Here is a 15,143-nt window from a genome sequence, read left to right on the forward strand (position 1 = left end):
CTTGCCGGTCACTGAATAGAGTCAGCGGACCTCATCACGCCAGGCAGCACGCATGCATCGTTTCATCACCTTCGACTGGAAAGCGCCCCTGCACGACGTGCTTGATGTGATCCGTCAGGTGTATGCAGAGCCCTTCCCACAACTGGGCTCCTCCGAGCTGGACGAGCTATTGCAGCACCTGCGTGACGATACTGCCGAGGATTTCCTGCCGCCTCTGGGACAGGTATTGCACCAACTGGGGCTCGCGCTTATCGAGCGTGAAACGGGTGACGACAGCATCGACCTGTTCATCATCGAATCCGATCGAGCTGCCGGCATTCTCGCCAGCCTGCTCAAGCAGGGCGAGCAAGCCAAGGTTCAGCGCCAGTCGGCAACAGCGCTCGGCAAACAGACGCCAGGCGCAACGGCCTTGGTGCCAGGCACGGCCTACCAGCAACTGGAGCAAGCCGAACACCTGTTGCCCGGATTGGCTATCGCCCAGCAGGGAACCATGGCCACGCGCATGCTGGTCGATCTGCGCCAATGGCCGTGCATCAAGCCACTCGCCGAGCAGCCACACGGCGCCGTACTTTGCACAGCAACCAACCCAACGGGGCGCTATGCCTGGGTTCGCAGCAATCCATCAGGCCAGCCGTATGCCTGGCTGTGCGGCTCCGACATCCCGCACGAACTGACTCTGGCCATGCCCGCGTCGCCGCTGCCGCCCGCGCCCTCCAGTCGGCAACGCCGCGCACCAGAGTTTGCCCTGGGCTTCGCCGGCGACGACCTGCTGCTGAGTGATCGCGGCATGCTCTTCATCTATCGAGACTTCACCAAGGCCGACAGCGAGGTCAGCGCCGAACCGGTATTCGAGGCACCGCAGCCCCGGCGCGCCATCGACAACCCACCCGCCGTGTTCGACACCGTCGATGGGCGGGTCTGCCTTGTGCTGCGTGGGCAGTTCTTCGAATGGCGTAATGGCCAGATCCAGCCCCTGGTTCTAACGGGGGATGCAGGTGGGCCCGCCGACCCGGCCCATGCCACCTCGGTGGCGCCGGCCTCGATCACCTGGCTGGAAGAGGACGCCCTCTGCCACGGCAGCCTCGACAGTGGCCACATCACCCGGCATGCCCTGAGCAACCTTGCCGAAGGTCGCTACCTGCGTCTGCACAAGGTCAATGATGACTGGCTGTTGCTGGCCTGCTGGCTGCAGCCACACCGTTCACGCGACCTCGGCCAACTCTGGCATCCAGCATCTGGTCAGGTGCTGCGCATCCGCTACGGCATGCTGGATCTACCGGGCGGACTGCTGCACTGGACAGAGCTGCCAGATGGCCAGATCCTCGTCGGCGATCATGAGCGCCATGTCGCGCTGGGCAACTTCGAGTCCCTGCGCGAACGCCTGTCGCGCTAGCCATCACAGGGCACGCAACGTCAGCGCCGCCAGCACCAGTAGCATGACCCCACAGGCGGCATAGCTGACCCGATGCCAGAGCAGCGATGTATGACGTCGCAGCCAATCCACCAGCGCTGCGCAGATAAAGCACCAAATCAACGCCGCGAACATGAAGCCGGCGAAGAACACCAGCATCTGCACCTGGCTCGGCGTGCCCTCGACGATTCCCGCCAGGGCACTGCCCAGGGCGCCCCAGAACACAATGTTCTTCGGGTTCGACAGCGACAGCAGTGCCCCAGCGCCGAAAGCATTGCGCGCCTGCGACCCATTGGCAGCCTCCTGCTCTGGCGGCTGCCAGGCATCGCGCAGCCCTTGCACGCCAAGCCAGGCCAGATAAGCCGCGCTGGCCAGGGTCAAAGGAAGCCGCACGCTCTCCTGACCGAGCAGCAGGACCAGGCCCGTAAGGCCAATCACCGCCCACACCGCATCACCAATCAGCGAGCCAAGTTGCACCAGCAAAGCCGGGCGAAAACCACCACCGAGCCCACGTCGCAAGGTTTCACTGAATACCGCCCCGGGCGAGGCACAGAACGCCAGACCAAAGAGCATGGCGGCAAGGAAAATGGCCAACATCGACGTACTCCAGAACAAGACTGGGCGTCAGTGTCAGGCAATAGCGGCAGGAAAACTTGAACCCGATTGCAGCGGTCAGCGTCGCACGGCCCGCTGATACTGGCCCGGCGGCAGGCCATAGGCCGCGCGAAAATGACGGGTAAGGTGACTCTGATCGGCAAAGCCGAGGGTATGCGCCACCTCGGTCACGGCCAGGCCGGCGCGCAGCAAACCCTGCGCCCGACGTGTGCGCAGTTGCATGGCCCATTGCCGAGGGCTCATGCCGGTGTCCTGCTGAAACGCACGCAGCAACTGGAATTTCGACAGCCCCAGCGGTGTGGCCATCTGCTCCAAATTGGGCGCAGCATCCAGTTGCGCGGCGAGCAACTCCTGCAACTGCAGCACAGCGCCCCGAGCCAGGCGCGCCTCCATTGGCAAGCGCACACCGGACGCTTGCACGATATCGCCGAGCAGCAGGATCAAGCGCTCCTCGCCGCGCTCACGCAGAAAGCGATCATCCGCCAGGCTGCCATCGACCACCTGCGCCATGCGCTGTGTCAGGCCCGGTAGATAGGTGGCCGCACGGGCAAACTCGACACGGGCCAGGCCCAGGCTGTGGGACAACAAATCGGCAGTGACATACAGACTGACGAAGTGCCAGGGCTGGTCTTCAGGCACGCCACCGCCCTGGATCTGTCCAGGGTTGTAGGTGGTAAGGGTGCCGGCACCGGCACTGAAACTGCGCCCATCGAGCCATACCTGCTCATTGCCGAACAGGTTGGCGCTGATCACGAACTCGTCGTGGCTGTGCTTCTCGAAACGATGGCCGTATCCCTGGCTGCTGGCGACTTCGATCTCGCCGATCAGACCATGCTGCATGGCGGCCATGGGGCGCTCAGATCAACCCGGCATCGGCCAGTTTCTGTTCCAGCCCGACCAGATCAGGAATCTTGACCACGGCGTCGCCCAGTTGCACCGCGTCCAGCTCCAGGGGGGCCAATGCCTCGCTGGAGCGGGCCAGGTTGCCGTCGACCTTCAGCGAGCGCGGAATCCCCTGCACGAGCAAGGCGATGAACTTGACCTGATCGCGCCCGCCCAGGGCGTTGATTACCGCAACGCGGGCACTTTGGCCGATCTGCGCCTGGCCATCGGAGGCCGCCTCGAACGACAGCAGCGGCAGTTGCAGATCGCGCCAGGCAACCTGCCCCAGGAACCAGGCAGGCAACCCGGGCGTAACCTGTGGCGCACGGTAGGGAATCAGCTCGGCCACAGCCACGTTAGGCAGCAGCAGGGTACGGTCGGTGAGCGGCACCAGCAGAGCAGTGAGGCTGTTGACGCTGGAAACGATGCTTGGGGCTTGGCTCATGGGGCAATCCTGTGGAGAGTTTGGCAACGCATCAGGCGAACTGGCCGGCCAGATGGTTGACCAGCGCTTCGGCCAGCTCGCGCGGGTCACCGCTGAATGAGCTGTAACCACCTTCGCGCAGGCTGTCCGGCATGCTCGGGCAGGCGCAGCTGTCGGCGCGCTGGGTCCAGATCACACCGCCCTGGCGGCGCACGTAACCGGCGGCAGCGCTGCCGTCGCTGCCCATGCCACTGAAGGCAATCACGCCACAGTTTGCACCGAACTGCTGTGCCAGGTTGAGCATCATCTGATCAATGGATGGGCTGTAGGGCTCCGGCCAGCTGCGCTCGGTCACCTGCATCGCGCCGTCCTCGGCGAAGCCGAGCTCGAAGGATACGGGCACGACGATGACCTCACCGCAGCGTACCGGGTCGTTCTGCCGGGCCGGATTGACGTGCCACTGGCTATGTCGACCGACAGCCTGCGGCAGGGCACTCTCGAAACTCGCACCGATGTGCTGGGCGTAGACGAAGCCAATCGGCAAACCGCCCGGCAGCGCATCGAGAAAAGCCTTTACGGCCTCGGGGCCACCCAACGAAGCAGCCAGCAGCCAGACCTGGCGTGCCGGCTCACCGGCCACCAGCGGCGTGCTGGCCAGCGCGCTCGGCAACTCCAGGCGGCTGGGGCGTTGCGCCTCGGCGAGCAGGGCCTCCAGGCTCGGGCCCACGGCCTGGGCCGGATCGCCAACCAGGCGCTTGAGCTTGCCGAACAGGCTGCGCTCCCAGCGCGGGTAATTTTCCGAATGCCGCTCCGGCGCATGGCCTTCGCCAAACAGCACCGGCGCGCTGACCCGCTCGAGCAGGCTGTCAACCAGGGGCGAATCATCCGACTGAGCCAGGTCGACCAGCCACAGATCGGTCTCGCAGGCGCTCAGGGTCTCTTCGTCGAGGCGCGCCGGGTCACTATTGAGCACCACCTGGTAACCATTGCCGGCTAGCGCCTGCTGCAGCACATGGCGTTGCAACGAGGTATCGGCAATCACCGCAATACGGGCAGAGGTTCGCGTTTCACTCATGGCGCTTGACCAACTTCTGGATATTTTCGAGCAGATCGGATTCCTGGTAGGGCTTACCCAGGTACTCGTTGACGCCAATGGTCATGGCCCGCTCGCGGTGCTTATCACCGGTACGCGAGGTGATCATGATGATCGGCAGGTCCTTCAGACGCTCATCGTGACGCACCAGAGTGGCCACTTCGAAGCCGTCCATGCGTGGCATTTCGATATCCAGCAGCATGATGTCCGGCTTGTGTTCCTGCAGTTGCGAGATCGCATCGACCCCGTCCTTGGCGGTCAGCACGTTCATGCCGTTGCGTTCAAGCAGGCGGCTGGTGACCTTGCGCACGGTGACCGAATCGTCGACCACCATGACCAGCGTCGGCCGGTCTGCTTCGATCTCGGCGGCGGTCTGGGCCTGATGCCCAGCCAGGCGCGGCTGCTGGCTGAGCAGGTGCGCGTGACGCACCCGGATGGTCGCCAGCAGGTCGAGAATCACCACCACGCGACCGTCACCCAGGATGGTCGCCCCGGAAATACCGTGCACCCCGGCGAACTGCGGCCCCAGGCTCTTCACCACGATCTCGCGCGAACCGGCCAGGCTGTCCACCTGCACCGCCACCACGTGCTCGCTGGAACGCACCAGAATCACCGGCAACGGCAGGCTCTGGCCGATCAGCTTGGGCTGCTGGCCGTTGTTCAGCAGGTCGCCGAGGTATTTCAGTTCGTAGGCCTGGCCGGCGTATTCGAAACGCGGCGCGTCGGGGGCGTAGTAGGCCTCCAGCTCGTACGGCGACACCCGCACGATACCTTCGATGGTGTTCAACGGGATGGCGTACAGGTCTTCGCCGGACAGCACCATCAGCGCGCGGTTGACCGACACGGTGAAGGGCAGGCGGATCAGGAAGCGCGTGCCCTCGCCCACGGTCGATTCGATGCTCATCGAACCACCGAGCTGTTTCACCTCGGAGTGGACCACGTCCATGCCGACGCCACGCCCGGAAATCTGCGTGACCTTCTCGGCGGTGGAGAACCCGGCCTCGAGGATGAATTGCAGAATCTCGTGGTCGGTCAGGTCGGAGTCGGCATCCATCATGCCGCGCTCGATGGCCTTGCGCCGCACGGCCTCGAGCCGCACACCGCCGCCGTCATCGCTCAGCACGAGGAGAATATCGCCGCCTTCACGACCCAGGGTCAGGCGAATATTGCCCACCTCGGACTTGCCGTTGCCACGGCGTACATCGGCCGGTTCGATACCATGGTCGACGGCGTTGCGCAGCATGTGTTCCAGCGGCGCGACGATACGCTCCAGCACGGTACGGTCCATTTCCCCGTCGGCGTTGCCGACATGGAACTCGACCTGCTTGCCCAGCTCGGCCGCCACCTGGCGAACGATGCGGCGCAGGCGTGGGACCAGCCGGTCGAAAGGCACCATGCGCGTACGCATCAGGCCTTCCTGCAATTCGGTGTTGACCCGCGCCTGCTGCAACAGCAGGGTTTCCGCATCGCGGTTACGCGCGGCCAGGGTTTCCTTCAGGTCGAGCAAGTCGGACGCGGACTCGAACAGCGCGCGCGAGAGCTGCTGCAACTGCGAGTGACGGTCCATTTCCAGCGGGTCGAAATCTTCGTAGCCGGAACGCTCGGCCTCGGCCTGGTAACGGCTGAGAATCTGCGCCTGGGTTTCGGTATCGAGGCGGCGCAACTGGTCGCGTACCCGCTCGATGGTGGCTTCCATCTCGCCCAGGGTGAAGGTGACATCGCTGACCTGCTGCTCGACCCGGCCACGGAAGATCGAGGTTTCCCCCGCCAGGTTGACCAGCCCTTCGAGCAGGTCCGCCGGCACCTTGACCAGCTCCTGCGGAGCGCGCCGCGAGGCCGCTTCGAGCGCCGCCTCGGCAGCCCGCTGGACGAAAGGCAACACGCGGTTTTCCTGCTGGCGCTGAGGTGCAGCGCTGGCGGCGACAATCGGTGTAGTCAGGGTAACGGGAGCCGATGCCGCAGGCTCTTCAGGCGCTGAAACCAGTGTTCCCGCATCCGCGACCTGGCTCTCGTCGAGCCGCTGGCGCAGTTGGTCAAGTTCCTTCTGCAAGCCCTCGAAACCGGACTGCACATCGAGGAACAGGCTTTCCGGCCAGGGCGCATCCTGCTGTTGAGCTTCGGTCAGGTGTTGTTCGAGATCGTGGGTCAGGTCGCCCAGGCGCTTCTGCCCGGACAACCGTGCACCGCCCTTGAGGGTGTGCAGAATGCGCAGCATCTCGTCGAGGGCACTGGCATCGGTGCGCTCGGCTTCCCAGTTGCCGAGCGCTGACTCCATGGACTCCAGCAGGTCATCCGCCTCTTCGAGGAAGATGTCGAGGATGTCCGCCTCGGCCTCGACATCGTCCACCGGCTGCAGGTGCACGCTGGAAGGAATGCTCAGTTGTTCGTCCGGGTTGGCGCGAAACTGGCGGATGGTGTCGATCAGCGCCGCGCCTTGCGGGACCGCACGTTGGTCGCGTACGGCTTCAAGCATTTCGGCAAGGCGGTCATGGCAGGCCTGGAGCAGCACCAGCAGATCACTGCTGGCGCGCAGACGTCCATCGCCTACACCTTCGTAAAGGAATTCCAGCTCATGGGCCAGATCGCCGATCTCGCGAATCTCGGCCATCCGTGCACCGCCCTTGAGGGTGTGCAGGTCGCGCTGCAGCGACTCGACCTCAAGGGTGTTGTTGATATCACCGGTCCAGCGCTGCAGAGCCGCACCGGCACTTTCGATGATGTCGAAACCTTCTTCGAGGAAGATCTCCACCAGTTCCTGATCGTAGTCCTCCGCTGCCGGCGCCTGTGCGACGACAGGGGCAGGAGTGACCGGCGCCGGAGCGGTTAAAACAGGCTCTTTATGCTCGACGACCGGTACGGCATCCGCATCGGGTTCGAGCCAGGCATCGAGTTCCGGGAGTTCACCCGCGGCTTGCAGATCTTCGACAGCACTTTCAGCCTCGGGCTGAGCAAACAGAGGCGAATCGGATTCATGCTCCAATGGCTCACTGTCGACAGCGGCCTGCGAATAGTCCGGCTGCTGCAGGTCCGTACCGGCGGAAACGGCCTCAGGCTCTACGTCGTCGCCCAATGGCTCACTGCCCAGTTCAGGCAAGGCGCCGTCGAGCGACCACTCGTCATTGCTCAGTGCCGGCAGGTCTTCCAACTGCGGCGCCTCTGCCACGAACGGCTGTGCGTCGGCCTCGGCAGTGGCCTCGCTCTCGTCATCGGGAATCGGCAAATCGGGGGCGACGAAATCGACCTCTGCCAACTCACCCAGGTCCATTTCCGCTGAACCGGGCGACAGCTCGTCTGCGGCGGGCGTCAGTTCACTGGTTTGCTCCGGCTCATTCGGTTGGACAGGTGGCTCGTCGACCGGCTCACCGCCATCCGGCCCGGGCGTGCCGCCGCCATGACGGAACTGACGAATCGCCTCGATCAACGCGGAGGAGTCAGCCAGTGGCTGGTTGCGCTGCAACTGCTCGAGCACCTGAGCCAGGCGATCATGGCTTTGCTGCAACAAGTCTGCGAGATAAGGCGAATGGCTGAAGCGCCGGTCGACCAGCCCCTCGTACAGCGACTCCAGCTCATGGGCCAGGTCGCCGATGGCACTGATTTCGGCCATGCGTGCGCCACCCTTGAGGGTATGCAGGTCACGCTGCAACGACGACAGGACCAGGTTGTTCTCCGGCTCTGCCAACCAGCGGTCCAGTGCCTGGCCGGCACTGTCGAGAATATCCACGGCTTCCTCGAGGAAAATCTCCACCATTTCCTGGTCGAGACTCTCCGGCATGCTCGATGGCAGAGGAGCAGGCTGGCTGGTTTCAGGCTCTTCGTCGTGCGGGGCCTCGGGCAAGCCGAAGGCACTCAGCTCGCTGTCACTGAGCTGACCGGCTTCCAGCTCATCGAGCTCGATGACCTCCAGACCGTTCGGCACATCGAGGTCGAGCAATGACAGCGCTTCTGGGTTGAGCACTTCCTCAAGCAGGCGATGCAGCGACGCGACCTGCTCCGGCTGCGGGCTCACCTGCAGGCCTGCCGCCACCTGATCCATCATGTCGATCAGCACTTCATGGGCCGCTTCGGCCTCACTGAAGAAGCGCTCGCTGACTGCCAGACGCCCTTCCTGCACAGCCTGGTACAGCTCGAGCAAGGCCTGGCACAGCTCATCGATCTGCGGCAGCTCGGCCATCTCGGCACCGCGACCCAGGGTCGTCAGTTCATCCAGCAGCGCTGTCAGTTCCTGCTGTTCGCTGGGGTGTTCGCGCCATTTGCGCAGCAGGTCTTCGGCGTCGAGCAGGATGTCCATGCCTTCGGCGAGGAAGATCGAGATCAGTTGCGGATCACGCACTTCGCCCTGCTGGTCCTGACGTTCCTGTTCGCTGGTGTCGAGACGTTCCTGATGGCGCTTCTGCACGTCAGCCAGGAATGCTTCGGCCCCGTCGATAACTGCCAACGGTTGGGTTTCGAGGTTATCCAGACCGATACGGAACAATTGCTCGGCGCGCTGCAGCAACTCGGCGTCGGCCATGTCCACAAGAATCAGGTTGGTCTTGAACTCCTTGACCAGTTTCTCCAGCGGCGTGGCGAGCTCGGCAATCGGCAGGATGCCCGCCATGTGTGCACTGCCCTTGAGGGTATGCAGTGCACGTTGCAGCGAGTCGGTCACCGGCTGCGGCAGTTCCTGGGCGCAATCGGCAAGAAAACCGACCAGTGCATCCAGATGGGTTTCCGCTTCGTTGCGGAAAATTTCCAGCAGCTGTGGATCGAGGGGCTCGCCATCGAGCTCGTCATCCAGCTCGAGCGAAGCCAAGACTGGCTCGGCTTCGGCTTCGGCTTCGGCTTCGGCTTCGGCTTCGGCTTCGGCTTCGGCTTCGAAAGAAAGTGTCGGCGTCTCGTCGACAGCAGCAACCTGAGGCGTAGGCAGGCCACGAGCCAGTGCATGCGCCGTAGCCGCCAGCAGGTCGACATCGTCGCGCTGGCGCTGCGCCTTGGCGGCGAACTCTTCGACCAGCGCGGGCATCAGAGCCACTACATCGTTGACCACCTTGAACACTGGTGCATCGGCTTCGATGCTGCGATCCAGAACTCGGTTGAGCAGATTCTCGACCGACCAGCCCAGCTCACCGATGACCAAGGCACGCACCATACGCCCACTGCCCTTGAGGGTGTGGAAAGCACGGCGGACTTCGATCAAAGCGTCCTTGTTGCGGGTATCGGCTACCCATTGCGGCAGGTACTCGCCGATGGTTTCCAGTACCTCGGCGGCTTCCTCGACAAAGACTTCGAGCAGTTCTTCATCGACCGGCTCTTCGTCCGCCGGAGGTGGCAACAGGCTAGGCGGCACATCTTGCGCAGGCGGGTTGATGGCCTGCACGGGAGCCGCCATGACATCGGCCATGGACAGTGGCTTTTCGCCAACCGGCTCGGGAAGCTCGACGGCAAAGGGCTCGGTCGATAGCTCGACGTCCGGCAGGTCGAGGTCGACGATTTGCTCGGCATCCCACTCGAGCGGTTCATCGTCGGGCGACTCGACACTCAGCTCGTCCAGCTCGCCCAAGTCGATAACGGCAGGTGCTTCGTCTAGCGGTTGCAGCTCATCGAAGTCCAGTGCGGGCAGCAATTCGGCAGGCTGCTCAGCCGGAGCCGGGGCCAGTTCGACCAGCGAAGCGTCGAACTCGGCGAAACTCCAGTCGTCGTCCGCGACCAGCGGCTGGCCATCGGCAGCAGGCAGGTCGAGCGACACAACGTCGCTGCTCAGCTCATCGACGCCGCCATCAGCCAACGGCTCCAGCTCCAGGGGGTCCAGGTCCAGCACCGCAAAATCCGCAGTCTGCTCGGCTTCCTGAAAAACCGGCGCTGGCGCTTCGTCGGCCAGCACCTCGATTTCATCCAGCGGATCGTCCAGCGGTGCCTGCGACACGGCTGGTGGTTCGGCGCGATCTGGCGCGACCCGATCAAGAATCGAGGGCTTTTCCTGCAACGGATAACCGAGGCTTTCGAGGCTCTCTTCCGCCACGTCGAGAATCAGGTCGCCCTGGGTCGCGTGGTCCTCGGACAGGCGTTCGAGGTAGTACTCCACGCTGGTGATGGCATCGGCGAGGGTGTCCAGGTTCTGCCAGTTGGGCACGGCCTTGCGCGCCAGCAACTGTTCTTCGATGTAACGATTGCAGGCTTGCAGCAGGGTCGCCGCACGGCTTAGCGGAATCATCGCCAGGCCACCGCGAACCTGCGTCAGCAGCTCCGGCACACGGGCCAGGTGGTCATGGTTCCACTGCGAAGCGATGAACTCGATGATCGCGTCCTTGGCCTGCTCCAGTCCGGTGCGCGCTTCCTTGATCACCAACTGGTGAATCTGCGTCACATCGGTGGTGGGCAGGTGGCTCTGTTCGCTCTGCCGGTCGTCACTGGGGCCGACCATGCCGGCCAGCGTCGCCTCGACGTACAGCAGCGCACCGGCGATATCCATCAACACCGCATCGCCCGGTTCGCTCTGGCCACGGGCCAGGCTGTGCACGACTTCGATCTGGTCAACGATGACCTTGCGCGGCTGGCCAAAGCCCAGCACACCGAGGGTATCGGCAATCTGCTTGAGCGGAGCCGACAACCCATCGAGATCGCCAACGTGCTGGCGGTCGCTACGCACGAACAGATCGAGGCTGTCCTTGACCCGCACCAGCTCCTCGCACAGGGCGGCGACCACCGAGCGCATCGCATCGCGATCCGGTCCGGCCAGGCGCGCGCGCTCTTCGTCGACCACCTCGGTGTCCGGCAGCGCGTCATCCAGGCGGTACTGTTCCTTGAGTGCACGCAAACGCGGCGACTGTGCCGGTGCCTTGGCCACATAGAACAGCAGGTTCTTCGCCAGGTCCTCGGGAGCCGGCTGGTTGATGCCATCGGCGCCCTGCTCGACCAGGCGCTTGAGCTCGCGGTCCACCTGACGCAACAGGGTGCGAACCGAGGCACCATTGGTCACGCTGCCGTTGGCCAGGCCTTCGACCATGCCCGAGGCAATCTGCCACAGCGGGCCAAGCGGTGCGTCCTGGCACAGGGTTTCCAGGCGGCCGAATACGCGGGCCATGTAGCCCAGGTTGGTTGGCAGGTCCTGATTGCGGATTACCCCGACCAGTGCCACCTGCAGCATCTGGCGCAATTTGCGCAACAGCACGGGCAGCTCGGCGGTACGCAGGCGGTCGAGCGATTCCTCGGACAGCGGCGCTTGCTGGGCCGGCAATTCGGGGGAAAACAGGCTGGTTTCCGAGAGCAGCTTCTCGCCGCGCGCGGCACGCAGGTCGTTGAGCAGGGGCAGCACGACCATCGGCAGGTCGCGGCGGGCGCTCTGAATACGATCGAGGTAGACCGGCAGTTGCAGGATGGCCTGCATCAGCACTTCCAGCGCTTCGTTCTGGTTGCTGACACGGCCTTCCATCAGGGCCTGGGCGAGATGCTCCATTTCCTCGGCGAGCAGGGCCGCGCCGTAGAACTCGACCATCTGCAACGTGCCATGCACCTGGTGCACGTAGGTCAGGCAGAACCGCATGCGCGTCGGGTCCTGCGGGTTCTCGACGAACGCCTCCAGGGCCTGGCGGGCCTGTTTCAGGGTTTCCGCGATCTCGCCTTTGACCCACTCCAGGGCGACATAATCGTGCCGATCACCCATACCGACTCCAGTCATTCTTGTCTTAGCCCTTGCGGGTAAACGCCAGCACCCGCTCGTCGGCAACCGGCTCAAGGTCCGGGTGTTGCCAACCGACTACCTCCCCCACGCCGACGACCAGCAAGCCCCCTGGTGCCAGGCGCTCAGCCAGGCGATTGAGGATTTCGCGGCGCCGCCAACGGCGGAAATAGATCAGCAGGTTCTGACAGAAGATAACGTCCGTGCCGGTCATGGGCGCCTTGCCCAGTTCCAGTACGTTCAATCTGGCAAAACAGATACGCGCCGCCAGATCCGGCACTATCTTGAAACGTCCATCCGCCTGGGCGATGAAGTAGCGCTCGCACAGGTCAAAATCCACTTGTTCCAGGCGCCGCGCGCCATATACGGCCTCGCGCGCCTTGTTCAATACATTCAGGCTGATATCCGTACCGGTCACCCCGAACGGCTGGATCTGCCCGGCTTCGCGCAGCACTTCGGCCGCGCAGATCGCCATCGAATAAGGCTCTTCGCCACTCGAGCAACCTACGCTCCACAGCGACCAGGGCTGCGGAACGGCATCCGTGGCCAACCGCCCGCGCAGGTAGCGCTCCAGCACATCGAAGGACGGGCGATGGCGGAAGAAACGGGTCTCCTGCACCGTCAGCCGGTCCAGCAACGTCGACCACTCCACCGCGCCGCGTGGGCCATCGGTGACCTGGCGGAAATAGCTGGCGTAGTCGCTGATATCCAGCTCGCGCATCCGCGCGGTCAGGTTGGTCTGCAGGAAGGCCCGGCGCTGTTCGTTGACCACCACGCCGGTGCGCTCTTCCAGCAGAGCCTGCCAGTCACGGAATTCCGCGTGAGACATATCGGCCAGGGGTTTCAAGGCCCAGACGCTGCTTGGCTGCATGCCGTGTCCCTTGCTCATGGCCAGGAATCCTGCGCAGCGACCGGTTCAGGCCGCCGCGCCTCTCCTGATCAGACCTGACCGTCCGGCAGGGTGAAGCCGGATACCGATTTGCGCATCTCACTGGCCATCTTGGCCAGGTTACCAATGCTCTTGGCGGTAGCGGTGGTACCTGCGGAGGTCTGCGAGGTGATCTCCTGGATCACGTTCATGGTGTTGGAGATGTGGCCGGCAGACGAAGCCTGCTGGCGAGCGGCGTTGGAGATGTTCTGGATGAGTGCCGCGAGGGTCTTGGATACCTTCTCGATCTCTTCCAGCGCCACACCGGCGTCCTGTGCCAGGCGGGCACCGCGCACCACTTCGGAGGTGGTCTGCTCCATGGAGATAACCGCTTCGTTGGTGTCGGTCTGAATCGTTTTAACCAGCGCCTCGATCTGCTTGGTCGCGCCGGAGGAACGTTCCGCGAGACGCTGTACCTCGTCCGCTACCACGGCGAAGCCTCGACCGGCGTCACCGGCCATGGAGGCCTGGATCGCGGCGTTCAGTGCGAGGATGTTGGTCTGGTCGGCAATGTCGTTGATCAGGCTAACGATGTCACCGATCTCCTGGGACGATTCACCGAGGCGTTTGATCCGCTTCGAGGTGTCCTGGATCTGCTCACGGATGTTATCCATGCCGGTGATGGTGTTGTGCACCACCTCGTTACCCTTGTTGGCGATGGCTACGGAACGTTCCGCTACCGCGGAGGATTCCGAGGCGTTCGCCGATACCTGGTCAATCGACACGGCCATTTCGTTGATCGCGGCCGACGCACCAGCGATTTCCTGCGCCTGGTGCTCGGAGGCCTCGGCCAGGTGCATCGCCGTGGCCTGGGTTTCCTGGGCTGCGGCAGCCACCTGAACGGCGGTCGAGTTGATCGTCAGTACCAGGTCGCGCAGTTGGTCGATGGAGTAGTTGATGGAGTCGGCGATGGCACCGGTGAAGTCTTCGGTTACCGTGGCCGCTACCGTCAGGTCACCGTCGGCGAGGTCGGCGATTTCATCGAGCAGACGCAGAATCGCTGCCTGGTTACGTTCGTTCTTCTCGGCGGTTTCGCCCAGTCGGCGGTTGGTTTCACGCACCATCACCAGGCCGATCAGGATAATCGAGGCCAGGGCGAGCAGGCCGAGCACATAACCGGCAATGGTATTGAAGTAACGACCACCGGCCAGGTTCTCGAAGCCGTCGGCCAGGCCCGAGGCCTTGTCCAGCAGGGTCTGCGAGTCGGTAAAGATGGTGCTGGCGGATTCACGTACCTGGAACAGTTCTGGCGAGGTTTCGAGAATCTCGTCCACCGAGCCGGAAACGAACTGGAACAGTTCGGAAATTTCGGCCAGACGCTCGAGGGCGTCGGTGTCGGTGACCTTGGAAATCTCCATGGCAGCGTTGCCTTCGGTCATCGCCTTCAGGACGCGACCGAACAGGCTGGCGTCGCGACCGAACATGTCGGCGGCCTGTACCGAGTCTTCGTCACCGGCCAGTACCTTGTTCACCGAACCGAGAATACGTTCGGCGAGCAGCGACTGACGCTGAGCAACCGCGACCTGGGCAGCGGGTGCGCCGCTTTGCAGGAGGATGTCGACGACTTCTTCGTACTCGACCTGCAACTGCGGGATGGTTTCCGCGAGGGTCGCGGCGACCTGGTGCAGCGAGAGAACGGTCTGCTCACTGGCGAGGATGGCGTCGGCGTTCTTGCGCAGGCTGTCCCAGTCGGTCTGCACCGCGTCCATGTGCGCGCGCATCGACTCGGGTGCCTGAGGTAGGCCGGTGCTTTCGTCACCTTGGGTCAGGTAGCCCCAGCGCTCTTCGAAGCCATTGCGGGCTTCCTTGAGCAGCGGGAAGGCTGCCGCCTTGCCGGTTGCGGCCTCGGTGGCGTTCTTCGCGATCCGCTGGGAAAGCACACGCAGCTCACCGGAGTGGCTGATGTATTCCTTGTCGTAGTTGGACTGGGTGTTGAGATAGGCGAAGTTGGCGAACAGCAACACGATGGAGATGATCAGGACGATGAACAGTCCGGCGATCAGCGTGTTACTACGCGCACCTGCCAAAAGATTGCCTGCGTTTAGTTTCTTCATTATGTGGCCCCCGCCTGGACCTACCGCACTACGGTTCCCATGTAACGCCAAAAGGCCGGCAACTGCCGACCCAACCGAAAAT

General features: G+C 63.6%; 8 protein-coding genes. 1 reads left to right on the forward strand and 7 read right to left on the reverse strand.

Features of this window, described 5'->3' with window-relative positions:
- Positions 1-52: 52 nt before the first annotated feature.
- A complete protein-coding gene (locus ACWPW0_RS21080) occupies positions 53-1,393 on the forward strand; it encodes a DUF6630 family protein (protein WP_454256456.1) in 1,341 nt (446 codons plus the stop codon).
- A gap of 3 nt (positions 1,394-1,396) precedes the next feature.
- On the opposite strand, the gene ACWPW0_RS21085 is transcribed toward ACWPW0_RS21080, so the two are convergent.
- From ACWPW0_RS21085 to ACWPW0_RS21115, 7 genes are all read right to left on the reverse strand, one after another.
- On the reverse strand, positions 1,397-2,008 hold the full coding sequence (locus ACWPW0_RS21085) for a LysE family transporter (protein ID WP_447594777.1): 612 nt from the start codon (positions 2,006-2,008) through the stop codon (positions 1,397-1,399).
- 75 nt (positions 2,009-2,083) lie between these two features.
- A complete protein-coding gene (locus tag ACWPW0_RS21090; protein WP_454256457.1) occupies positions 2,084-2,875 on the reverse strand; it encodes a helix-turn-helix domain-containing protein in 792 nt (263 codons plus the stop codon).
- Between the two features lie 7 nt (positions 2,876-2,882).
- Complete coding sequence (locus tag ACWPW0_RS21095) at positions 2,883-3,353, reverse strand: chemotaxis protein CheW (RefSeq protein ID WP_454256458.1); 471 nt, start codon at positions 3,351-3,353, stop codon at positions 2,883-2,885.
- 31 nt (positions 3,354-3,384) lie between these two features.
- Complete coding sequence (locus ACWPW0_RS21100) at positions 3,385-4,407, reverse strand: chemotaxis protein CheB (RefSeq protein ID WP_454256459.1); 1,023 nt, start codon at positions 4,405-4,407, stop codon at positions 3,385-3,387.
- Entirely contained in the window at positions 4,400-12,064 is a 7,665-nt protein-coding gene (locus ACWPW0_RS21105) for an Hpt domain-containing protein (RefSeq protein WP_454256460.1), read from the reverse strand. Before ACWPW0_RS21105 ends, ACWPW0_RS21100 begins: the two co-directional genes overlap by 8 nt.
- A 22-nt stretch (positions 12,065-12,086) precedes the next feature.
- On the reverse strand, positions 12,087-12,950 hold the full coding sequence (locus tag ACWPW0_RS21110; RefSeq protein WP_447595744.1) for a CheR family methyltransferase: 864 nt from the start codon (positions 12,948-12,950) through the stop codon (positions 12,087-12,089).
- Between the two features lie 68 nt (positions 12,951-13,018).
- A complete protein-coding gene (locus ACWPW0_RS21115; protein WP_447594787.1) occupies positions 13,019-15,061 on the reverse strand; it encodes a methyl-accepting chemotaxis protein in 2,043 nt (680 codons plus the stop codon).
- Between the last annotated feature and the right edge of the window lie 82 nt (positions 15,062-15,143).

The organism is Pseudomonas sp. Marseille-Q8238, assembly GCF_965111915.1.

Bases quoted from the DNA above. Each gene is read 5' to 3' on its own strand.
- ACWPW0_RS21080 (WP_454256456.1), top strand. From the start codon at position 53: ATGCATCGTTTCATCACCTTCGACTGGAAAGCGCCCCTGCACGACGTG.
- ACWPW0_RS21085 (WP_447594777.1), bottom strand. From the start codon at position 2,008: ATGTTGGCCATTTTCCTTGCCGCCATGCTCTTTGGTCTGGCGTTCTGT.
- ACWPW0_RS21090 (WP_454256457.1), bottom strand. From the start codon at position 2,875: ATGGCCGCCATGCAGCATGGTCTGATCGGCGAGATCGAAGTCGCCAGC.
- ACWPW0_RS21095 (WP_454256458.1), bottom strand. From the start codon at position 3,353: ATGAGCCAAGCCCCAAGCATCGTTTCCAGCGTCAACAGCCTCACTGCT.
- ACWPW0_RS21100 (WP_454256459.1), bottom strand. From the start codon at position 4,407: ATGAGTGAAACGCGAACCTCTGCCCGTATTGCGGTGATTGCCGATACC.
- ACWPW0_RS21105 (WP_454256460.1), bottom strand. From the start codon at position 12,064: ATGGGTGATCGGCACGATTATGTCGCCCTGGAGTGGGTCAAAGGCGAG.
- ACWPW0_RS21110 (WP_447595744.1), bottom strand. From the start codon at position 12,950: ATGCAGCCAAGCAGCGTCTGGGCCTTGAAACCCCTGGCCGATATGTCT.
- ACWPW0_RS21115 (WP_447594787.1), bottom strand. From the start codon at position 15,061: ATGAAGAAACTAAACGCAGGCAATCTTTTGGCAGGTGCGCGTAGTAAC.